This window comes from Streptomyces sp. NPDC001714 (assembly GCF_042892755.1).
In the GTDB taxonomy this organism is placed as follows: Bacteria; Actinomycetota; Actinomycetes; order Streptomycetales; family Streptomycetaceae; genus Streptomyces.
Map to the genome: position 1 here is coordinate 1 of NZ_JBIAUL010000027.1, position 19,529 is coordinate 19,529.

18 protein-coding genes are annotated in these 19,529 nt (G+C 70.2%); 6 read left to right on the forward strand and 12 right to left on the reverse strand.

Features of this window, described 5'->3' with window-relative positions; genetic code table 11:
- The first annotated feature begins 81 nt into the window (after window positions 1–81).
- On the forward strand, window positions 82–645 hold the full coding sequence (locus ACFY0P_RS44905; RefSeq protein WP_254648730.1) for a transposase: 564 nt from the start codon (window positions 82–84) through the stop codon (window positions 643–645).
- Here ACFY0P_RS44905 and ACFY0P_RS44910 read toward each other — a convergent pair.
- The 4 genes from ACFY0P_RS44910 to ACFY0P_RS44925 all read right to left on the reverse strand — a co-directional run bounded on the left by ACFY0P_RS44910 (window position 632) and on the right by ACFY0P_RS44925 (window position 3,435).
- Window positions 632–1,204, reverse strand: a complete 573-nt coding sequence (locus tag ACFY0P_RS44910; RefSeq protein ID WP_388927671.1) for a hypothetical protein — start codon at window positions 1,202–1,204, stop codon at window positions 632–634. The two genes, ACFY0P_RS44905 and ACFY0P_RS44910, sit on opposite strands and share 14 nt — an antisense overlap.
- 326 nt (window positions 1,205–1,530) lie before the next feature.
- Complete coding sequence (locus ACFY0P_RS44915; RefSeq protein ID WP_388927841.1) at window positions 1,531–2,064, reverse strand: GNAT family N-acetyltransferase; 534 nt, start codon at window positions 2,062–2,064, stop codon at window positions 1,531–1,533.
- Between the two features lie 200 nt (window positions 2,065–2,264).
- Window positions 2,265–2,624, reverse strand: a complete 360-nt coding sequence (locus ACFY0P_RS44920; protein ID WP_388927674.1) for a nuclear transport factor 2 family protein — start codon at window positions 2,622–2,624, stop codon at window positions 2,265–2,267.
- A gap of 25 nt (window positions 2,625–2,649) precedes the next feature.
- Window positions 2,650–3,435: an SDR family oxidoreductase gene (locus ACFY0P_RS44925; RefSeq protein WP_388927676.1), complete on the reverse strand. Its 786-nt coding sequence runs from the start codon at window positions 3,433–3,435 to the stop codon at window positions 2,650–2,652.
- A 99-nt stretch (window positions 3,436–3,534) separates the two neighbouring features.
- On the opposite strand from ACFY0P_RS44925, the gene ACFY0P_RS44930 reads away from it, so the two are divergent.
- Entirely contained in the window at window positions 3,535–4,053 is a 519-nt protein-coding gene (locus ACFY0P_RS44930) for a winged helix-turn-helix transcriptional regulator (RefSeq protein ID WP_388927679.1), read from the forward strand.
- A 476-nt stretch (window positions 4,054–4,529) separates the two neighbouring features.
- Here ACFY0P_RS44930 and ACFY0P_RS44935 read toward each other — a convergent pair whose 3' ends face one another.
- A complete protein-coding gene (locus ACFY0P_RS44935) occupies window positions 4,530–4,928 on the reverse strand; it encodes a winged helix-turn-helix transcriptional regulator (protein ID WP_388927682.1) in 399 nt (132 codons plus the stop codon).
- A gap of 78 nt (window positions 4,929–5,006) precedes the next feature.
- On the opposite strand from ACFY0P_RS44935, the gene ACFY0P_RS44940 reads away from it, so the two are divergent.
- The gene (locus tag ACFY0P_RS44940) at window positions 5,007–5,426 is read left to right on the forward strand and encodes an alcohol dehydrogenase catalytic domain-containing protein (protein WP_388927685.1); all 420 of its coding nucleotides are present in this window, start codon (window positions 5,007–5,009) and stop codon (window positions 5,424–5,426) included.
- Window positions 5,420–5,959 (forward strand): zinc-binding dehydrogenase, encoded by a 540-nt coding sequence (locus ACFY0P_RS44945; protein WP_388927688.1) that lies wholly within the window; start codon window positions 5,420–5,422, stop codon window positions 5,957–5,959. The genes ACFY0P_RS44940 and ACFY0P_RS44945 overlap by 7 nt, the downstream gene beginning before the upstream one ends.
- A gap of 735 nt (window positions 5,960–6,694) precedes the next feature.
- Here the strand turns inward: ACFY0P_RS44945 and ACFY0P_RS44950 are convergent.
- A complete protein-coding gene (locus ACFY0P_RS44950; protein ID WP_388927691.1) occupies window positions 6,695–7,150 on the reverse strand; it encodes a VOC family protein in 456 nt (151 codons plus the stop codon).
- A gap of 713 nt (window positions 7,151–7,863) precedes the next feature.
- Between ACFY0P_RS44950 and ACFY0P_RS44955 the strand changes: the two genes are divergently transcribed.
- Window positions 7,864–9,225 carry a bifunctional o-acetylhomoserine/o-acetylserine sulfhydrylase gene (locus tag ACFY0P_RS44955; protein ID WP_388927694.1) on the forward strand — a complete coding sequence of 454 codons (1,362 nt, stop codon included), beginning with the start codon at window positions 7,864–7,866 and terminating at the stop codon, window positions 9,223–9,225.
- The gene (locus ACFY0P_RS44960) at window positions 9,222–10,373 is read left to right on the forward strand and encodes a homoserine O-acetyltransferase (RefSeq protein ID WP_388927843.1); all 1,152 of its coding nucleotides are present in this window, start codon (window positions 9,222–9,224) and stop codon (window positions 10,371–10,373) included. The genes ACFY0P_RS44955 and ACFY0P_RS44960 overlap by 4 nt, the downstream gene beginning before the upstream one ends.
- A 581-nt stretch (window positions 10,374–10,954) precedes the next feature.
- On the opposite strand, the gene ACFY0P_RS44965 is transcribed toward ACFY0P_RS44960, so the two are convergent.
- Genes ACFY0P_RS44965 through pstC form a run of 6 tightly spaced genes read right to left on the reverse strand, consistent with a single transcriptional unit; the run spans window position 10,955 to window position 19,484 of the window.
- Complete coding sequence (locus ACFY0P_RS44965) at window positions 10,955–11,884, reverse strand: phosphate ABC transporter ATP-binding protein (RefSeq protein WP_388927697.1); 930 nt, start codon at window positions 11,882–11,884, stop codon at window positions 10,955–10,957.
- Between the two features lie 24 nt (window positions 11,885–11,908).
- Window positions 11,909–12,847, reverse strand: coding sequence for a sortase (locus ACFY0P_RS44970; RefSeq protein WP_388927700.1), 939 nt, complete (start codon window positions 12,845–12,847; stop codon window positions 11,909–11,911).
- Window positions 12,844–15,462, reverse strand: a complete 2,619-nt coding sequence (locus ACFY0P_RS44975) for a hypothetical protein (RefSeq protein WP_388927703.1) — start codon at window positions 15,460–15,462, stop codon at window positions 12,844–12,846. Before ACFY0P_RS44975 ends, ACFY0P_RS44970 begins: the two co-directional genes overlap by 4 nt.
- The gene (locus ACFY0P_RS44980; protein WP_388927706.1) at window positions 15,459–17,147 is read right to left on the reverse strand and encodes a substrate-binding domain-containing protein; all 1,689 of its coding nucleotides are present in this window, start codon (window positions 17,145–17,147) and stop codon (window positions 15,459–15,461) included. The genes ACFY0P_RS44975 and ACFY0P_RS44980 overlap by 4 nt, the downstream gene beginning before the upstream one ends.
- Window positions 17,147–18,475, reverse strand: coding sequence for a phosphate ABC transporter permease PstA (pstA, locus tag ACFY0P_RS44985; protein ID WP_388927709.1), 1,329 nt, complete (start codon window positions 18,473–18,475; stop codon window positions 17,147–17,149). The genes ACFY0P_RS44980 and pstA overlap by 1 nt, the downstream gene beginning before the upstream one ends.
- Before the next feature lie 4 nt (window positions 18,476–18,479).
- On the reverse strand, window positions 18,480–19,484 hold the full coding sequence (gene pstC / locus ACFY0P_RS44990; RefSeq protein ID WP_388927712.1) for a phosphate ABC transporter permease subunit PstC: 1,005 nt from the start codon (window positions 19,482–19,484) through the stop codon (window positions 18,480–18,482).
- Window positions 19,485–19,529: the final 45 nt, after the last annotated feature.

A 19,529-nucleotide genomic window follows, 5' to 3' on the forward strand; every position in this document is an offset into this window, starting at 1 on the left:
GGCGAGAGGTCCGGGGAAACGGACCGGGAGCAATCCCGACACCGCGCCCCGGGCCTACTCAGCGACGAGGCAGGTCAGGGCCTGAGGCCACCCAAAGGCCGCACCTGGGGCCGCCGAGGCCGCACCCCGCTCGTGAAGGTCACCGCCGCGGGCACAAAACGGGTCTCGATGGCGGCGTTGATCTGCACCAAGGCCGGCCACCGGCCACGGCTGATCTATCGCATCCACCTCGACCGCGGCCCCGCCAAAGACCGACGCAAGGGCTTCGCCGAGACCGACTACGCCCACCTGCTTGATGCCGCTCACCAGCAGCTCGGCGGCCCGGTCGTGCTGGTCTGGGACAATTTGAACACGCACGTCAGCCGCACCATGCGGCGGCTGATCGACGCCCGATTATGGCTGACCGTCTACCAGTTGCCGCCATACGCTCCGGAGTTCAACCCGGTCGAGGGCGTGTGGTCGCACCTGAAACGGTCGCTGGCCAACCTCACCAAACACAGCCTCGACGAGCTCACCGTACTGGTGAAAACCCGGCTCAAACAGATGCAGTACCGACCCGGCCTCATCGATGGCCTCATCGCCAAAACCGGCCTCAACCTCCAACCGCCGCATCCCCAGGCGTTAAAGATCTCTAGGGGGCGCTAGGGGGCAGCAAGTGCGGGGCACGGTTGCCAAGGATGCCGAAGATCAGCTCCTTCGCCAGGCCGCGCAGTTCCGCCAGGAAGGCGGCATCGACTTGGCCCTCCCTGGCCCAGATGCCGGAGAGGGACTCGGCGCAGGCCTGGGCCAGGTCGCTGTTGAAGTCGCCGTCCCGGATGGCCCGGATCAAGGCCGCCTCGACGAACGGACCAGAGAGGAACTCCAGACCCCACGCCGCCTCCTCCTGCTCGTCCTCGCGCGCCGTGGGGTCTTCGATGAGGCATACGAGCAAAACCGCGCGCTCCTCGTCCGGGATCTCCGGATCGCTCCACACCGGGCCCGGCGACGAGACCGCTGCCGAGTCCTCTTCCGCACTGCGGTGCCGCTCCTTCCTGAGCAGCCTTGCCAGCCAGTTCCTCATCTGGAACAGATCCTCGATTCCGTCCACAATTGCCCTCGCCGATCCCGCTGCCGACCACAGCCCGACCTGCCCGCCGAGGGAGCTGGCCCTGGCGCCGTAGCCCGCGCTCGCAAGCCGGCCCGCCAGGCTCGCCCCGTCGTGCACGGCCGTCTGCGTGCGCTGGGCCGCTCGGCGGCGTCGCCACATCGTAGATGTCATATGCGACAGCTGTGGCGAGCACCAGCCTGCCACCGATGGCGGTCGACCTTGCCAAATCGATGGCTCCGCGCGGCGCCCACGGCCCGCCCAAGGGGATGTGCTCCTTCGTAACCCCAGCCGTTAAAGATCTCTAGCCGCAGTTCCGTGAAGACAAAAGTCAACGACCTTGAAGCAACATCCCTCGTCTGGGCGTCCATCCCGTGGCAATCAATGCGATCGGTGACGTACGGGCAGTGGTCGGCTGCCTTGTGATGATCGACGGCTCGGCTGGTTCACGCCTGGAACTCGGTGAGATCGATGGTGTGCACGCGCAGCGGATAGCCGTACACCGGGTGCGCCGTCTCTCGCTCCGGCACCATGCCGAGCTTGTGGATGACGTTCTCGGAGGCGTCGTCTCCCACCCGGTTGATGCTGATGACGCGGTCGAGGCCGCGGTCCTGGAGCGCGAATTCCAGCGTGGCATGGGCCGCTTCGGATGCGTAGCCCTGACCCCAGAACTGCGAGCCGAGCCGCCAGCTGATCGCCACGGCGGGCAGTACCTCCGGTAGGAACTCGGGCACCGACAGACCCGTGAAGCCGGCGAGCTCACCGGAAGCCAGTAGCTCGACGGCAAAAAGTCCAAAGCCTTCCTCGTCCCACTCCTCCTCCCACTGCTCGATGGCTTCTGCCGTATGGTCCAGGTCGCGCACCGAGCCGTCGTCGATCCAGCGCATGACCCGCGGGTCCGCGTTGATGTCCGCCATGGGCGCGAGGTCGTCGTCGTGCCAGCGACGGAGGAGGAGGCGGGGAGTACGGATCTCGGTCATGGCGCTCATCCTGCCGGAGGCAACGGCCTCAGCTGTAATCGGCGCCGACCCGTGCTGCCGCTCCAGCAGGTAATGCATCAGGCCGGCTGCACCGCAGACCGTTACGGGTGAGGCACCGGTCCGACCCGGGCAGATGCGGGCGGTCCGGGAGCGGGTGGGTCTCTCTCTCGTGGGCAGGAACAGGGGGTGCGGGAGCGGGTTCAGGGTTCGATCGCGAGGTGTTCGATGAGGTCGTCGCGCAGCGTGAACCGATAGCGGAGATCGATGGTGCCGCCGGGGAAGTTGCCTTCGAGGTGGTGTGTGGCGATGTAGTGGGCCGTGTCGGTCTGCTGGGCGTTCGTGAGGTGGATGGTGTAGGTGAATTCGGTGGCGGATCGGTCCAGCCACCGCTCGATCGCGGCGCGTCCCTGGTAGGTGTTGCCGTCGTCGATGACTGTGGCGTCGTCGGTGAACGCCGTGACCGCGGTGGCGGTGTCGTGGACGCGGTGCGCCGTGAGGTAGCGGGTGATCACCGCGGGCAGGTCGTCCGGGGTGATGGTCCGGGGCTGGTTGTCGTGCATGACGCTCCTGATGGTGGTGGCGGGTTCAGACGGTGGGGGTGGTGCCGCCGTCGATGACGTGTTCGGCGCCGACGATGGCCGAGGCTCGGTCGGAGACGAGGAAGGCGACGAGCTCGGCAACCTCCTCGGGCCGGTTGGGACGGCCGAGCGGGATGCCTCCCAGGGAGTCCATGAGCCGGCCCAGCGCTGCTTCCTGGCTGATGCCGGCGTCGTGGGCGATCCGGGTGACGAGGTTGTCGGCGGCCGAGGTCTGGACGAAGCCGGGCGAGACGGTGTTGACGCGGACGCCGTGCGGGGCGACCTGGTTGGCCAGTCCCTTGCTGTAGGTGGTCAGGGCGGCCTTGGCGGCGGCGTAGGCCAGGGTGCCGTTCCACAGCGGCATGCGGCGCTGGATCGAGGTGACGTGCACGACCGCGCCCTTGCCCGTGGCGATCATGTGCGGTAGGAGTGCGCGGTCCAGGCGGACGGCGGCCAGCAGATTCGTGTTCAGCTCTCTTGCCCAGTCGTCCTCGCCGAGCGCGGCGAATCCTCCCGCTGGTGCCTCGGAGCCGCCGAGGGTGTTGACCAGGATGTCGACACCTCCCGTGCGGGCGTCCACCTCGGAGGCGACGTGGGCGGCCCCCTGGGCGGTGGACAGGTCGGCGCTGATGAACGTCTTCTCCTCGACGTCGTCGGGGCGGCTGCGGGCGGTGACCAGCACGGTTGCGCCGGCCTCGGCGAGCCGTCGGGCGATCGCGGCTCCGGTGCCCTTGGTTCCGCCGGTGACCAGGGCACGTCGGCCTTCGAGGGATTCGCTGATGGATGTGGTCACTTTGTGTTCCGTTCCCGGGTGCGGGTATACGAGGCTCCGCTCCCGTCCTTACTGCTAAAATAGAAGCTACTAACTTCGACTTTAGCAGTAACTGAAGGGATGGTCGCCGTGGCAAGCCGGATCAGGCTGGAGGACCGGGAGTGCCCGCTGTCCACGACGGTGGAACACGTGGGCGAGTGGTGGACGCTGCTGATCCTCCACGACGCCTTCGACGGCTACACCCGCTTCGACCAGTTCCAGGAGAGCCTGGGCATCTCCTCCAGCATGCTCACCACCCGGCTGAAAACCCTGGTCGCCGACGGTCTGCTGGAGCGCCGGCCTTACCAGACCAGCCCCGTCCGGCACGAGTACGTCCTGACCGGACTCGGGCGCTCCCTGCGCCCGGTGATCGTCGCCCTCGCTGCGTGGGGCAACTCCCGCCTCACGCCGACGGAGCGCAGCATGATCCTCGTCGACGCGGACACCGGCGAGGAAGTCGAGCCCGTCGTCGTCGACGCCAAAACCGGTCGCCGACTCGACGACAGCGCCGCCTACGTCTTCACCGCAGGCCCCGCAGCCAGCGATGCGATGCGCACCCGCTACGCGGCACGGCCGGCCATTCCCGCGGAAGAGGCGTAAGTCCGCCCGGAAGAGCCATCGACCCGGCGGACGGCCGGGAAGCCGACGAGGACTGTCTCCAGGGGCGCTGAGCCACCTGTCGAGCGAGAAGGCCTTGGCCGCTATCTGGAAGGTCAGCGCCTTCCTGACCGGCAGTAACAGGACCGCTTCCCGACCGCACGGAAAGCAGAACCTCCCCGACCGGACCGCTCTCGACGACGAGTCGGACATCCTCCACCATGGACAGCTGTCGGCCCCGGTGCCGTCATCGAGCTGTAGCAGCCGCTCAGTCGATCGCGGGAGGCGACGGCCGCGGACGCGAGGACCCCTGTTGCCCCCTCCGTGCTGCGACGGTCCTCCTCGCCGGCGGATCTGCGCGGCGCCGCTGCCAGGACTTGTCCGGCCGACCATGCGGATCTTGGGACGCCGATGGTGGCCGCCAGACCCTCGCTGGCTGTCGCTGAATTGCAGTAGCGCGAGAGCCGGTCCGGGCTCGTTCAGTCGGCGTCTGATCTCTGCTCCGCCGCGGTGTCGTAGGCGGCGCGGGCCTCGGCGATGGCGGCCCGATGCCGCTCGGCCCAGCCCACCAGCTCGGTCAGCGAGGCGTGAAGCTCCCGGGCCATGGGCGTGAGGCTGTACTCGACCTTGGGCGGCACGGTGGGATGCACGGTGCGAACGAGCAGGCCGTCCCGCTCCAGCCTGCGTAGGTTGAGGGTGAGCATCCGTCGGCTGATGCCATTGATGGCGCGTTCGAGTTCGGTGAAGCGGACCGGGCCGTGGGCGGCGGCAATCAGGATCCCGATGCTCCACTTGCCCGCCACACGGTCAAGTACCTCGGTGACCGGGCAGGCTTCGTCCCTCAGCGCTTCGGTCACACGGGTGTGACTGCGTGACATAAAAGTGCCTCCTTCCGATGAGCAGCAAGGTTATCGATGATGACTGCTGTTACAAGTCGTCAACCAAGGGGGAATGGCATGTCTGTTCGCGCTCTCGTCGTCGATCCGTCCGCATCCACCGCCGTCCGCCTCGCCGACGTGCCCGACCCCGTGCCCGGGCCGGGCCAGGTCCTCGTGGACGTCTCCCACGCCTCGTTGAACTACGGTGACCTCAACGACGCCCGCTCCGGTCGGATCCCTGTGGGTGCGGTGCTCGGTTCGGACGCCGCCGGAGTGGTCGTTCGTGCCGCAGCCGACGGAACCGGCCCTGAGGTGGGCACCCGGGTGGTGGCTTTGACCTCGGGGGCGTTCGCGGAGCGCGTCGCGATCGACGTGAGTGCGCTCGCCGAGGTACCGAAGGGCTTGGACCTGGCGCGAGCGGTGGCTCTGCCGGTCGCCGGAGTGGCGGCACTGCGCTCGCTGCGGGCCGCCGGGCTCGGACCGACAAGAGGGTGCTGATCACCGGCGCATCCGGTGGAGTCGGCCGGTTCGCAGTCCAATTGGCAGCGCGGGCCGGTGCCCACGTCATCGCGTCCGTGGGTTCGGCCGGCCGCGGGGACGGGCTGGCCGAGGCGGGAGCCGACGAGGTGCTGATCGGTCTGGAGGGACTTCAGCGGCCGGTCGACGTGGTCATCGACAGCGTTGGCGGTCCCCAACTGGTCGCGGCGTGGAACCTGCTCGCTCCCGGGGGCAGCGTGCAGAGCGTCGGCTGGACATCCGGGGAGCCTGCGGTCTTTCCGCCGTATGCGACCGTCGGTCCGGCCAAATCGCTGTCCTCCTTCGTCATCGACAGCGATGCCGGCGCGGAACTGGCCGTTCTTACTGAGCTGGCCGCTGAGGGGGCCGTCACGATCGAGATTGGCTGGCGAGGACCCTGGGACCGCTTCGCCGAGGCCGCTGAGGCCCTCCGCGGGCGTCGTGTCTCCGGAAAAGCGGTCCTGGAGGTGGCGTGCGGTGAGCTGGGCGACACGGTGGCTTCTGCGCAGGATTAGGCGTGTATCGAAAGTGGATCTTGAGTGATGAATGATCGTGGTTCATGGCGCGGGGCACGGATCCACCGTGGGCGGTGTTGGAGCCGTTGTTGCCCACGTGAGCTGATCGACGGCATACGGTTCCGGGTCCGGAGGTGTGTCGCGCCCCTCAGCCATCGGTATGCGGCAGGGGCCAGGAGGCAGGGGGACCTGCAGAGGGAACCAGCGGGCAGGGTGCTGGCCGAGCCCTGTGATCAGGTGCTGGGACGCTTCCGTGGCGGGTTCGCCACCAAGCTGCACGTGGCTGTCGAGCAGGGCGAGAAGCCCATGCCGATCGTGGTGACGGCCGGGCAGCGCGACGACTCGCCGCCCTTCGAGGGCGTGCCGGAGAATGCCCGCGTCCCCCGCATCGGATCGGGCCGGGTACACCTCCGACTCGATTCGGGTACGCGCCGATCGGGCGTACTCCTCCCGCAAGAACCGCGCCTACCTGCGCCGCCATGGAATCCGCTGCACCATCCCGTACAAGACTTACCGGGCCCGCAACCGCAGGAAGCTCGGCTCCCGTGACGGCCGACCGCCGCGTTTCGATGCGGTGGATCACCGCGAGCGCCATGCGGTCGAGTGCGGAATCAACCGACTTGCAGGCCCAGGGCAGTGGCCACGAGGTACGACAGGCTCTCCGTCCGCTACGAGGCGACGGTGCTGGTCACCACCGTGAACGAGTGGCTGTGACCAGCACCGTCGCAACGGCCCTCAGATGACGTCGAATTCGTTGCCCTCGGGGTCCTGCATGGCGGCGGCGTAGAACCCCGTCTCTGGCTCATCCTTGATCTGTAGCACGGTGGCACCAGCTTTGACCAGCCGTTCCACCGTAGCCTTGACCCTCTGTGTGCGGACGTCCAGTGGGACGTCACGCCCCCCACCGACCTTCAGGTCGAAGTGCCACCGGTTCTTGGCTGCCTTCGGCTCCGGAACCTCCTGGAACCACACCCTCGGTCCACGCCCCGCGGGATCGATGATCGACTCCGGAATATCCCCGGCACCGGGGGGCAACTCTGCCTCGGGCACCCCCGCCGCCGCCCAGTAAGCACGCCACGTGGCATGCCCGCCCGGCGGAGGCTCAGGCACGTAGCCCAGGGCCTCGGCCCAGAAAGTCACCATTCTCCGCGGATCGGAGCAGTCGATCGTCAGCTGCACTGTCATCTCCATGCTCGGAGCATCCCAGGCAGGTCTGACAGACGATCCACTTTCGCAATGGGCCCCAGGTCTCACCGGACGATCACGTGCGGAGCCAGATGACCAGGGCTGCTGCGGTTGTGGTGCCGAGGAGGACGTAGGCGCGCGCTCTTGTCCTGCCGAGTGGCCACGGCCCGGGATCGCTGGAGCCGGGAGATCGTGGGCCATCGGCCGTCACCCGGCGCCGGTATGCGGATCAAGTGGGCGGCGAGCTGTCGAAGATGGTCCGCCGCTCGAGGACTGGCCGGAAACCCGGCCGTTCAGCAGAGGTGCACCGACACCGTGTGCGCCTGGCCAGTGGTCTCCATGGCCGGATCAAAACAACGCTGCAGGTGCGCCCATTGACCGTCCCGACGGGTGAGACGGCGGTCAGGGCGGCCGGCAAGCAAGGAGCCCGAGGCATCGCTTTGTTCCCAAGTCATGCTGGTGCGCCGTCACCATCTGTGGTTACCTGAGCCCATGACCGTGCTCGTGACCCGCCGCCACGTTGACTACGTGCGTGTCACCACCACGGGTTGTTCCGCCGTGAGCTGACGCCGCGCTCCGGCATCTGATCCCCCTCTCTTCACCTCGCGCGCTCTCCGCACCATCGTGCCGCGCCCTGCTCCGGCCCGCCCTCTTTCCGGTCCGGAAGGCAGCCGCGCGGTCTCTTCACGCACCCCGCACGCCCCGCACAAGGGAGAACCATGAGCCAGCCGATCGATTCCGTCACCGCCGGTCACACCCCCGAGGACGAACCTGCCGGTCCCGACACCTCGGCCTGGTCGTTCGAGACCAAGCAGATCCACGCCGGTGCCGCGCCGGATCCGACGACCGGGGCACGGGCGGTGCCGATCTACCAGACCAGCTCGTTCGTCTTCCGCGACACCCAGCACGCCGCCGACCTGTTCTCGCTCGCCGAGCCGGGCAACATCTACACCCGTATCCACAACCCGACCCAGGACGTCTTCGAGCAGCGGATCGCCGCGCTCGAAGGCGGGGTCGCCGCGGTGGCCCTGGCCTCTGGGCAGGCCGCGGAGACCCTCGCCATCCTGACTCTGGCGAGCGCGGGCGACCACATCGTCTCCAGCACGTCCCTGTACGGCGGCACCTACAACCTCTTCCGCCACACGCTGCCCAAGTTCGGCATCGAGGTGTCCTTCGTCGACGACCCGGACGACCTCGAAGCCTGGCGAGCGGCGATCCGGCCGAACACGAAGGCCCTGTTCGCCGAGACACTCGGCAATCCGCGCGGCAATGTGCTCGACGTACGGGCGGTGGCCGACGTCGCGCACGCGGCGGGCGTCCCGCTGATCGTGGACAACACCGTGCCCACCCCGTATCTGCTGCGGCCCATCGAGCACGGCGCCGACATCGTCGTCCACTCCGCGACCAAGTTCCTCGGCGGTCACGGCACCACCATCGCTGGAGTCGTCGTCGACGGCGGCACGTTCGACTTCGGCGCGCACGCCGACCGCTTCCCCGACTTCAGCGAACCGGACCCCAGCTACCACGGCCTGCAGTACTGGCCCGCGCTCGGCCCGGGTGCCTTCGCCATCAAACTGCGCGTCCAGCTGCTCCGCGACATCGGGCCCGCGCTCTCCCCGCACTCGGCCTTCCTCCTGCTGCAAGGCGTGGAGACGCTCAGCCTGCGCCTCGAACGGCACTCCGCCAATGCGCAGGCCCTGGCCGAATGGCTGGAACAGCGCGACGAGGTCGCCGCCGTCCACTACCCGGGCCTGGTATCCAACCGGTGGTACGAGGCAGGGCAGCGCTACCTGCCGCGCGGCGCCGGCGCGGTGCTGGCCTTCGAACTGCGGGACGGCGTCGAGGCGGGCAAGCGGTTCGTCGACGCTGTCGAGCTGTTCAGCCATCTCGCCAACATCGGCGACGTGCGCAGTCTCATCATCCATCCGGCGTCCACCACGCACAGCCAGCTGGACGAGGCACAGTTGGCGGCGACCGGCACCTCACCCGGCCTGGTCCGCCTGTCGGTCGGCATCGAGAACCTCGCCGACCTCAAGGCGGACCTGGAGGCAGGCTTCCGCGCGGCGAAGGGCGCGTCCTGAACACGGTACTGGCGACCTCCGCGGTCCCCCTCCCGCCGGCCTCCGGGGCCTGGCGAGAGGGGGACCCTCCGGGGCGCCGCCAATGGCACGTACGGGAGAAACCGCTGCCGCTGGAGGCCGGAGGTGAACTGCCCGGCGTGCTGCTCGCGTTCGAAACCTGGGGGCGGCTTGCACCGGACCACTCCAACGCCGTACTCGTGCTCCACGCGCTCACCGGCGACAGCCATGTCGCCGGACCGGCCGAACCCGGTCATCCCACTCCAGGCTGGTGGGACGGGCTCATCGGGCCCGGTCTCGCACTGGACACCGACCGCTGGTTCGTCGTCGCTCCCAACGTGCTGGGCGGCTGCCAGGGCAGCACCGGACCCGCGTCCTTCACACCGGATGGACGCCACTGGGGTGGCGGCTTCCCTTTCCTGACACAGCGTGACCAGGTGGCCGCAGAGGCGGACCTGGCCGACACGCTGGGCATCGACCGCTGGGCACTGGTCGTCGGCGGGTCGATGGGCGGAATGCGGGCGCTGGAATGGGCCGTGTCGCATCCGGAACGGACGCGGGCGCTCCTGCTGCTCGCCACGACGGCCGCGGCGAGCGCGGAGCAGATCGCCTGGGCGAACATCCAGCTCCATGCCATCCGCAGCGACCCTCACTGGCGCGGCGGCGACTACCACGACGCCGGCCCCGGACTCGGCCCGCACGCGGGACTCGGCCTGGCCCGTCGCCTCGCCCACGTCACCTACCGCAGCGAACCGGAACTCCAGGTCCGCTTCGGCCGCGCGCCGCAGGGCACGGAGGATCCCTGGAACGGCGGTCGGTACCAGGTCGAGTCCTACCTCGACCACCACGCTGCCAAGCTCGTGCGCCGCTTCGACGCGGGCAGCTACGTCACACTGGCAGAGGCCATGAACAGTCACGACATCGGTCGCGGCCGAGGTGGTACGCGGGCCGCCCTGAGCCGTGTGACGGCCAGGACCCTGGTCGCAGGCGTCGACTCCGACCGTCTCTATCCGCTGTCCCAGCAAGCGGAGTTGGCAGCCGGGATCTCTACAGCCGATCACGTCCGGGTGGTCGAATCCCCGTACGGTCACGACGGCTTCCTCATCGAAGTGGGACAAGTCGCCGCACTCGTGGGCGAGCTCGTCGGCTAGACGGCGCCGGATGACCGCGTGGGCTCGGGACCGACCAGCTTCCTGCTCCGTACGGCCCCTGGGAGTCCAGAGCGCCTACGACGACCCGAGCCTCGTACCGGCCGCCTACGTCGTCACTGTCGGCATCCTGTTCCTCGCCACGGCCAGGCGCCGTGGCCGCACGCCGCCGTTGCACCGGTCCTCCCGAAGCTGCCTCGTGCCGCCCGATCTGATGCCCTGTCTGGGCGCCGACTGCCGCTGTCCGGACCACTGAGACCAGTAGAGAAACGTCGGCGCCGTCGTTGTGCTCACCCACCATGGGGCCGTGTCCCGCGCGCAGCTTCCCCCCGTACGCCGCCGGCACGCTTCGACTTCCGTCGCGCGGCCAGCGCCGTCTGCCGACGCGGCCAGGAAGCGACCGGCGCTTTGCGGCGTACCTGGTCGACCATGGCTCCTCTCTCCGGGTCGTGGACGCTGTGCCGAGGACCGCTCTCACCGCGTCGGGCGCCGCTTCGAGTGGACTTTCGCAGCCCGGCCCCCAGCGCATCTCCCCCAGGGCCCGGTGGCACGATGCCGGGCCCGTAGGTGTGCTCTGCGTCCGCTCAGCCGAAGCGGCCGTTGACGTAGTCCGCGGTGCGTCGGTCCTGCGGGGCGTTGAACATGGCGTCGGTCGGGCCGTGTTCGACGATGCCGCCCGGTTCGCCCTGCTCGGCGAGGAAGAAGGCGCACCGGTCGGAGACCCGGGCGGCCTGCTGCATGTTGTGGGTCACGATGACGACGGTGACCTCCTGCGCCAGGCTCTGGATGGTCTCCTCCACGCGCCGCGTGGACGTCGGGTCGAGTGCCGAGCAGGGCTCGTCCATCAGAAGAACCCGGGGCCGTACCGCGAGCGCCCGTGCTATGCACAGCCGCTGCTGCTGGCCGCCGGAGAGCGCGCCACCGGGCCGACGCAGCCGGTCCCGGACCTCGTTCCACAGACCCGCGCGGGTCAGGCACTCCTCGACCAGCGCGTCCTTGGCCGCACGGCCGGCCTTGACGCCGGTCAGCCGCAGTCCGGCCACCACGTTGTCGTAGATCGACATCGCCGGGAAGGGGTTGGGTTTCTGGAACACCATGCCGATGTCCCGCCGCGCCTGGGTGAGTCTGCGTCCGGGCGCATACAGGTCGGCGCCGTCCAGCAGTACCTCGCCGGCGAAGGCCGCCCCGCTGACCAGTTCGTGCATGCGGTTGAGGGTGCGCAGGAAGGTGGACTTGCCGCAGCCGGACGGGCCGATCAGGGCGGTGACCCGGCCGGCGGGCATGGTCAGGGAGACGCGGTCGAGTACCTTGTGGCTGCCGAACCAGGCGGACACGCTGCGGGCGTCGAGTTCGGCGGGGCCCGCACCGGCGGTCGGACCCGCAACGGTCGTGGGGCCGACGGTGCGGACGATGGGCTGCTCGGCCGTCTCGGCTTCCGCCCCCGCGTCGTACTCGACGGTGTTCAGTTGTCTGGTCTCTGCGGCCTCTTCGGTGGCGGCGGTGGTGTCGGTCATGGGAAAACCTCAGTCCTGGGCGGGTCAGAGCAGATTGGGAAGGAGCCGGGTGACCTGTTCCGCCACCTGAAGGCCGATGGCGCCGAGCAGTCCGGTGAACACGACCCAGGTCTGGCGGCGCCCCCACCGGAACCAGGCCCAGACCGCCGCCGCGGAGGCGGCGGCCAGCGCCTGGAGCCAGAGCACCACCTGCCACCAGACCACGGAGTCGCCGTGGAGCGGGAGTTCGGCCGCCGGGAGGGAGTCGGGGACGATCCGCAGGGCCGGGGTGTCGGCCGCGGTGCCGACCAGGTCGGCGTCGAGACGCAGCACGCCCTCGGGGAGGTACGGCGGGCCGGTCGCGGTCATCAGGACGACCCGGCTCCGGCCCGCGGCGGGTGCGTCCGGGGCACGGTCACCGGCGTGGCGCAGGTCGAGGACCCGGAAGGTGAAACGTCCCTGACCCGTCGTGATCCGGAAGGTGTCGCCGGGGGTCAGGTCGTCCAGGTGCCCGAACGGACCCCCGTAGGCGGCGGCCCGGCCCATGAGCACGCTGGTTCCGGCCTGGCCGGGCAGCAGGGTGTCCCGGCGGTGGCCGGGACCCTTGGCCAGTACGTCGGAGTCCGTGCCCTCGAAGACCACCTGGCGGACGTGCAGCTTGGGGATCTCGAGGAGCATCAGAGGGGTACCCGGCCTGAGCAGCCGCCCTTGCTGGTCGGCCTGGGACACCGCCACGGTTCCGGCGGCCAGTTCGCCGCGCAGCCGGTCGAAGCCCGCCGACTGGGCGGCCCGGTGCTGCAGCGGGCTGAGCAGGACCAGCTGGGCGCAGATGCCGATCAGCAGCACGCTGATCGTGAGCAGTGCGCCGCCGGTCAGGTAGGGCTTGGCCGTCCCGCGCTTCCTGCCTTTGGCCGCCTTGCCGGCGGGGGACGGGGGTACGGCCCCTTCCGTGCCGGCGTGCTTGTCGATCGTCAGCGGGGTCACCTGCGGAACCTCCTGCCCGGTCGGCGAGTCGTACGGCGGACGAAGGACTGTGCTCCAAAGAGGGCCGCTGCCGCACCCCGGGGACGCCAGCCGGCCGCGAACGGCGCGATCAGTCCGGCGAGGGCACCGAGTCCGGCGCCGACGGGCAGGGCCAGGCGGAGCGGTACCGCCGGGTCGGCCGGGGTGAGACCGCTCGCGGTGCTGATCAGGTCGGGGGCGGTGCTGCCGTGCGGGGCGGCGGGGCTGCCCGAGGCGGAGGCGGTGGTGCCGGCCGGGGTGCCGGTGGCGGCACCCGTACCGGTGCCGCCGGTGGACGTACCCGCTCCCCCGGTGTCTCCCGTGCCGCCGCCGGCTGCGGAGCCGGTCGTGTCACCGGCCGTGGTGGGGCCCTTGTAGGACTCCAGCGCCTTCGCGGCCGCCAGTGTCACGCCGCGCTGCTTGCCGTCCAGTGGTGCGTAACCGGGGGGCAGGTCGCCGAGTTCGATGCCGGTCCGCTGGCCCGCCCGCGCGGCGTAGCGCAGCAGCGCGGCGTAGCTCTTCCGCTCCGCCGCCTTGACCTGGCCCGGGCGGACCACCGCGTCCACCAGCATGGTCACCGGGTACGCGCCGGTCCGGGAGGCGGTGACGGGTACGACGGCGGGGCTGCCGGTGGCGGAGGCGGCCGCGGCGGTCAGGGACGCCGAGGTCGGGGTGACGTACTTGCCGGCGGAGTTGAGCAGGCCGGCGGTCTGGAGGCCGTAGCGCGCCGCCGAGGCCGCGTCGGTGACGACCAGTTGGAAGCGCTGGCCGACGTTCTGCGGACCGGGCGACTTCCACACCGGCGGGTTGGCGTTCGCGTCCCAGCTGGACTTCCACAGCTGGTCGCCGCGGCGGGCGTGCTGGGCGGCGAGGAGCATGTCGTCCACGTAGGGGTGGAAGTCGGTCATGCCCTGCTTGACGGTGGCCTCGGCGGAGCCCGGCGGGATCGTCGTCCACGGGTCGGCCTTGGGGTAGTCGTCCCGGGCCGCGGTGAAGGCGTAACCGGTGGGGTTCAGGTCGGCGTTGGTGCCGTAGTACGGGTTGACCTGCATGCCGTACTCGTCGGGCACGCCGGCCAGGAAGCGCCTGGCGTCCTTGTCGGCGAGCACGTAGTTCCACAGCTGCCGGGCCGCGTCGGTGTGGCCGAGCGCCACTTCGAGGTCGGTGTCGGTGCTGGGGTTCTCGGCGATGGACTGGTTGGCGTACTCGGGGTTGAGGGCCAGGAACTCCGGGTCGGAGAGCAGGCCGGGCGGGTTGTTCTTCGCCCAGCCGTAGCCCTTGGCGGCGGTGAGGGTGGCGTTGCCGCCGGAGTAGACGGTCTTGACCGCTCCCCAGGGGGAGTTGCGGTACGACTCGGTGAGCAGCTTGGCGATCAGCCGGGGCGTGAGCCTCATCGAGGTGAACCTGGTTCCGGCCAGGGCCTTCTGGTCCTTGGTGGCGGTGGAGCCGGGTTGTCGTTCGATATTGAAGCCGATGACCACGCCGGAGAGCGCGACCGGGGCGTACGTCACCTTGCCCGTGGGCGCGGTGGTGGCGTCGTCGGAGCCGAGGGGGCGGGTGACGAAGCCGAGGGTGTCGGCGCCGGAGGTGATGCGGGCGCGGGTGTCGGCGTCGCCGAGCTGGGTGAAGCCGTAGACCGTGCCGGTGGCGCAGAGCTTGGCCTGCCAGCTGGTCATGGCCTCGGCGACGAGTTCGCTGCCGATGGTGTCCTGCTCCTCGGCGCCGATCGTGCAGGAGGCACCGACGGGGTTGAAACCGAGCTTGACGGCGATGCGGTTCTTCCAGTTGGTCGAGGACACCGGGGAGCCGGCGTTGACCTGGGTCTGGTCCGCGTAGGGCTTGCCGTCCAGGTCGAGGTGGCCCTGCGGGACGATGACCAGCCAGCAGGAGCGGCCGCTGACGGTGCCGTCGGCGTGGGTGACCGGGGATCCGCAGCCGAGTTGCGGTGCCTCGTTGGCGGTCTGGGTCTCGAAGATCTCCGAACCGGTGCCGTCCGCCTCGGTGCGCGCGAAGTCGATCTCGTTGGTGGTGGCGTGGTTGAAGAACTTGTTGTTCTGGGTGCCGCTCGTGACCACGGTGCCGTCGACCGACTTGAACGGCACCTCGCCCAGGCCGTACGGCATGGTGGAGCCGTAGGTGTCGTCGTCGCCGTAGTGGCCGGGCCTGGCCCGGTAGACGACGGCACGAGTGTCGTCGTCGCCGTTGCCGGGCCAGTTGGAACGGTCGGTGGTGGGTGAGGCGCCGTACTCGCACTGGGTGCGGGGCGGGCCGGGGTTGGTGGGGACGGTGCCGTCGTCGTCGCCCCAGCACTGCATGATCTGCACGAAGTCGGTGTTGAACTGGCTTCCGGCGAAGGTGGTGGGCGTGCCGCCGGTCCAGGAGACGGTGACGGCCCGGTCGGTCAGTCCCTGGGTCTGGCTGACGGTGAACTTCATGCCGGCGAACTCGCCGCGCCCGGACACGGTCACGGCGGAGCCGGCCGCGGGGGCAGCGGGGGCCGCGCCCGCGCCGGGCGCCGCCGCCACCGAGACCAGCGCGCCCACGAGGGCGCCCGCGGTCGCCCCCACGAGTGTGCGGACGAGCTGACGTGTCCTCACTTCTGGTCCCCCTTCGCGGTGCCGGCTCTGCGGGCGGCCAGGACGTGGGCGGTGACCGCGGGCACCAGGACCACCACGAGCAGGGTGATCCCGGCCAGGACCATCAGGGTCTGCCGGCTGCTCCAGCCGTCGTCGGCCGACAGGGAGACCGGCGAGGCCAGGACTGTCGTACCGCCGCTGCCACCGGTAGCGGCAGCGTTGACGGTCTGGCCGGTGTCCGGGTCGACGCTCGCGCCGCCGGTGGGGCTCGTGCCCCCGGCCGCTCCTCCGGTGGCCGCCGTACCGCCGGTCGTGCCACCGCCGGCGCCGGTCCCTCCGGCGGTGCCGGAGCCGCCGGTGGAACCGCCGGTCGAGGAGCCGCTGTTCGCGGTCGACTGCCTGGCGCCGCCGGAGCCGGTGGCGCACTGCCGGGTCGCGCCCTTCTTGTCGCAGGCGGGCGGCATGGGCGCGGTGGTGGCCAGCCGGTTGGTGCCGTCGGCGCTGAAGGTCGGGTTGTTGCAGCCCTTGATGTTGATGTTCTTGGGGACAACGCCGGGTATCTTGCGGATCTGGTCGAAGCCCGCCTTGACCAGGTTGATCGGCAGCGGTGAGTAGCCCAGTTCGGGTGCCTGCTGCTGGCCCTGGCACATGAAGTAGTAGGAGAACGCGCCGAGGGTGGCGCCCTTGGCGGTGGTGAAGGTCCCCTGCACCCTGAGCGGCAGGATCATGTACGAGTAGCTGGAGAGCACGTAGGACCGCGGATCGCTGTCGGTGTAGACGGAGTCCAGGTTCTGGGTGAGGTAGTCCGCGGAGCTCCTGTTCGTGTTGATCTTCGCCTTGAGCAGCGACACCGCGACGTTCTGCGCGGTGGGCTCGGTGTAGTAACCGGCCGCGTTCAGCAGCTTGGCAACGGGGTAGTGCGCGTTGAGGGCGTAGGAGTAGTTGACGTACCCGATGGAGCCCTCGCCGTAGCCCTGGGAGATGTAGCCGGCCACGCCGAGGTCGCCGGACTGGGCGATCATGCCGGTGACGGTCGGGTAGTACGAGGTCTCGCCGCAGGCGTTGCTGCGGCCGACCTTGGCGCAGTACGTCTTCCACAGCGCGCTCTGCCGCTTGGCCATCCAGAGCGTGAACTGGGCGGAGGCTCCGGAGCCGTCCGAGCGGACGACGGGCACGATGGCCCGGTGCGGCAGCTTCAGGCCGGGGTTGTCCGCCCGGATCGAGGAGTCGTCCCAGTAGCGCACGGCGGCGGTGAAGACCTTTGTCAGTGTGGGCTGGCTCAGCCGCAGGTTGGTGACGCGCTGGCCGTTGATCGTCAGGTGGTACATGAAGGCGGTGCCGCCCGCCACGATCGGCATGTAGGCGTACGACCCGGCCACCGGCCGCTCCGGGGCGGAACCGTCCGTCGGGTTGGTCTGGAAGGGGATGTCCGAGACCGCGAAGTCCGTGGTGCCGGCCAGGAACTGCTGGCGGCCGTAGGAGGAGCCCTGCGGGGTGTACGAGATCTGCATGCCGTACTGCCTGACGTCCCGGCGCCATTGGTCGACGGCGTTGAAGGCCCAGCTGGAGCCGGCCCCGCTGATGGGGGTGTAGCTCGTGGCGACCGCGGGCGCGGCGGCGCCGAGCAGCAGCGCCACGGCCGGAACGAGCGCCGCGATCGCTGCTCGCAGCGAGGAACGTATCCGACGGGGGATCAGTCGGGGCATCAGTCCACCTCGGTGGGAGCGGGAGCGGGGTTCGGGTCCGCGGGCACGGTGACGGCCGGGCCGTCGGCCGGCGTGGCGATGGGGCCGTCGAGGACCGTGGCCTCGAAGCGGTCCAGGTCGCGCCGTGAACGGCGGGCCGCGCGGCGGGCCTGGCGGGGGCTCAGCTGTCCGGGGCCGCGGCCGCCGACGACGCGGGCGAGTGAGAAGAGGAGCAGGACCAGCGCGAGCAGCACCAGCGCGGTGCCGAAGGCCCGGGTGATCATGGCGGGTTGGGGCGACCTGACGAAGGTGAACACCGCGAGCGGCAGGGACATCATCGGGCCGTGCGTGGGGTCGGCGTTGAGCGCGGCCGTCGCACCGGCCGTGAGCAGCACCGGGGAGGTCTCGCCGATGCCGCGTGCGGTGCCCAGGATGACGGCGGTGGCAAGGCCCGAGCGCGCGGAGGGCAGCACCACGTGCCACACGGTGCGCCAGCGCGGGGCGCCCAGTGCCTCCGCGGCCTCGGTGAGCGTGCCGGGCACCAGGCGCAGCACGACGTCCGAGGCCCGGATCACGATGGGCAGCATCATCACGCTGAGGGCGAGCCCGGCCGCCAGGCCCGACTTCTCGAAGCCGAGCATCAGGATCCAGCTCGCGTAGACGAAGAGGCCGGCCACGACCGAGGGCAGCGCGGTCATCGCCTCGACGATGGTGCGCACGAAACGGGAGAACCGGCCCGGGACCTGCCCGAGGTAGACGGCGCAGGTGATGCCCAGCGGAATGGTGACGGTGAGCGCGATGGCGATCTGGATCAGGGTGCCGACGACGGCGTGCTTGACGCCGCCGACGGTGACCGGGTCCAGCGGACCGGCCGCCTGCATGTCCTGCGTGTAGAAGCCGGCGTGCGGCAGCGCGCGCCAGCCGCGGGCCGCGGTGAAGCCGATGACGAGGACCAGCCCGGCGAACAGCAGGGCGGCGGCGGAGGCCAGGACGACGGTCAGCAGCCGGTCGCGTACGGCGGGTCCGGCGGGTTCCGCGGGTCCGGCGTCGGATCCGTCGGCCGAGGCGTCCATCCACACCAGCACCGCGTAGACCAGCAAGAAGACCAGATAGGCGACGACGGCGAAGCCCAACGGTCCCGACAGCGGCGCCAGTTGACCGAAGAGCAGCCAGGCAAGGGTGAGGCCGGTGGTGGCCGCTCCGCCCAGGGCGAGCAGGTCGTCGCGGCGCAGTCCGCCGACGCGACGGTGTTCCTCGGGCTCCTCCAGCGGCTCGGGGCGCGGTACGACGGTGGTCGTGGGACCGGGTCCGGGCGTCGGAGCCGACGGCTTGTCCAGCGTGGTCGTCATGGGCTCAGGCCTCGCTCTGTGCGCCGGACCGGGAACGGGCCACGATCGAGGACGCGGTGAAGTTGACCACCAGGGTCAGCAGGAACAGGGCCAGTCCGGCCGCCATCAGCGCGGAGACGCCGAAGGCGGAGGAGTCGCCGTAGTGCAGGGCGATCAGGGAGGACACGGAGTTCGAGCCGGTCTGCAGGATGTGCGGCTGGATGCTGAAGACCGGCGAGATGATCAGATAGACGGCGATGGTCTCACCCAGGGCCCGGCCGAGTCCGAGCATGGTCCCGCCGATGATGCCGGCGGCACCGTACGGCAGGACGACGCTGCGGATCATGCCCGCCCGTGTCGAGCCGAGCGCGTACGCTCCCTCCCGCTCCCCCGCCGGTGCGCGGCTGAACACCTCGCGCATCACCGAGCACTGGATGGGCGCCACCATCAGCGCGACCACGATGCCCGCGACGAACGTCGAGGCGGTGTACACGCTGGCGGACGCAAGGGGGTCGTCCTGGTGTGCCCCGTCGACGTGCAGGAACGGGATCCAGCCGAACCAGGTGGACAGCCACCGGGACAGGCCGATCACCTTGCTCTGCAGGAAGAACAGCCCCCACAGGCCGTAGACCACCGACGGCACCGCGGCCATCAGGTCGACCAGCGCGATCAGGGTGCGCCGCAGCCGGGCCGGCGCGATCTCGGAGATGTACAGCGCTGTCCCGAGCGCCAGCGGCACCGACACCACGACGGCCACGGCCGCGATCAGCAGGGTGCCGGTGAGGACGGCGGCGATGCCGAAGTCATGGGTGTCGGGTTCCCAGCGCTCGGTGGTGAGGAAGGAGAACCCGGCGGTGTGCAGCGCCTGCAGGGCGCGCAGCAGCAGGAACAGCCCGACGGCCGCCATGATGGCGAGCACGGCGAGACCGGAGCCGCGCAGCACGCCCCGGAAGAGACGGTCGTCGGTGCCCCGTGCGGTGGACAGCCGCCGTGGCGTGTCCTCGCCCGGCGCGGTCAGCGGGAGGCCCATGGTCCCCGTGCTCCTTCCTCGTTCCGGCTGTTTCGGCCCTGTTCG

What these genes read in the sequence shown, in the direction of transcription:
- pstA (WP_388927709.1), bottom strand. Translation starts at nt 18,475, where the DNA reads ATGACGACCACGCTGGACAAGCCGTCGGCTCCGACGCCCGGACCCGGT.
- ACFY0P_RS44950 (WP_388927691.1), bottom strand. Translation starts at nt 7,150, where the DNA reads ATGGAGATGACAGTGCAGCTGACGATCGACTGCTCCGATCCGCGGAGA.
- pstC (WP_388927712.1), bottom strand. Translation starts at nt 19,484, where the DNA reads ATGGGCCTCCCGCTGACCGCGCCGGGCGAGGACACGCCACGGCGGCTG.
- ACFY0P_RS44930 (WP_388927679.1), top strand. Translation starts at nt 3,535, where the DNA reads ATGGTCGCCGTGGCAAGCCGGATCAGGCTGGAGGACCGGGAGTGCCCG.
- ACFY0P_RS44940 (WP_388927685.1), top strand. Translation starts at nt 5,007, where the DNA reads ATGTCTGTTCGCGCTCTCGTCGTCGATCCGTCCGCATCCACCGCCGTC.
- ACFY0P_RS44955 (WP_388927694.1), top strand. Translation starts at nt 7,864, where the DNA reads ATGAGCCAGCCGATCGATTCCGTCACCGCCGGTCACACCCCCGAGGAC.
- ACFY0P_RS44920 (WP_388927674.1), bottom strand. Translation starts at nt 2,624, where the DNA reads ATGCACGACAACCAGCCCCGGACCATCACCCCGGACGACCTGCCCGCG.
- ACFY0P_RS44935 (WP_388927682.1), bottom strand. Translation starts at nt 4,928, where the DNA reads ATGTCACGCAGTCACACCCGTGTGACCGAAGCGCTGAGGGACGAAGCC.
- ACFY0P_RS44965 (WP_388927697.1), bottom strand. Translation starts at nt 11,884, where the DNA reads ATGACCGACACCACCGCCGCCACCGAAGAGGCCGCAGAGACCAGACAA.
- ACFY0P_RS44915 (WP_388927841.1), bottom strand. Translation starts at nt 2,064, where the DNA reads ATGACCGAGATCCGTACTCCCCGCCTCCTCCTCCGTCGCTGGCACGAC.
- ACFY0P_RS44980 (WP_388927706.1), bottom strand. Translation starts at nt 17,147, where the DNA reads ATGCCCCGACTGATCCCCCGTCGGATACGTTCCTCGCTGCGAGCAGCG.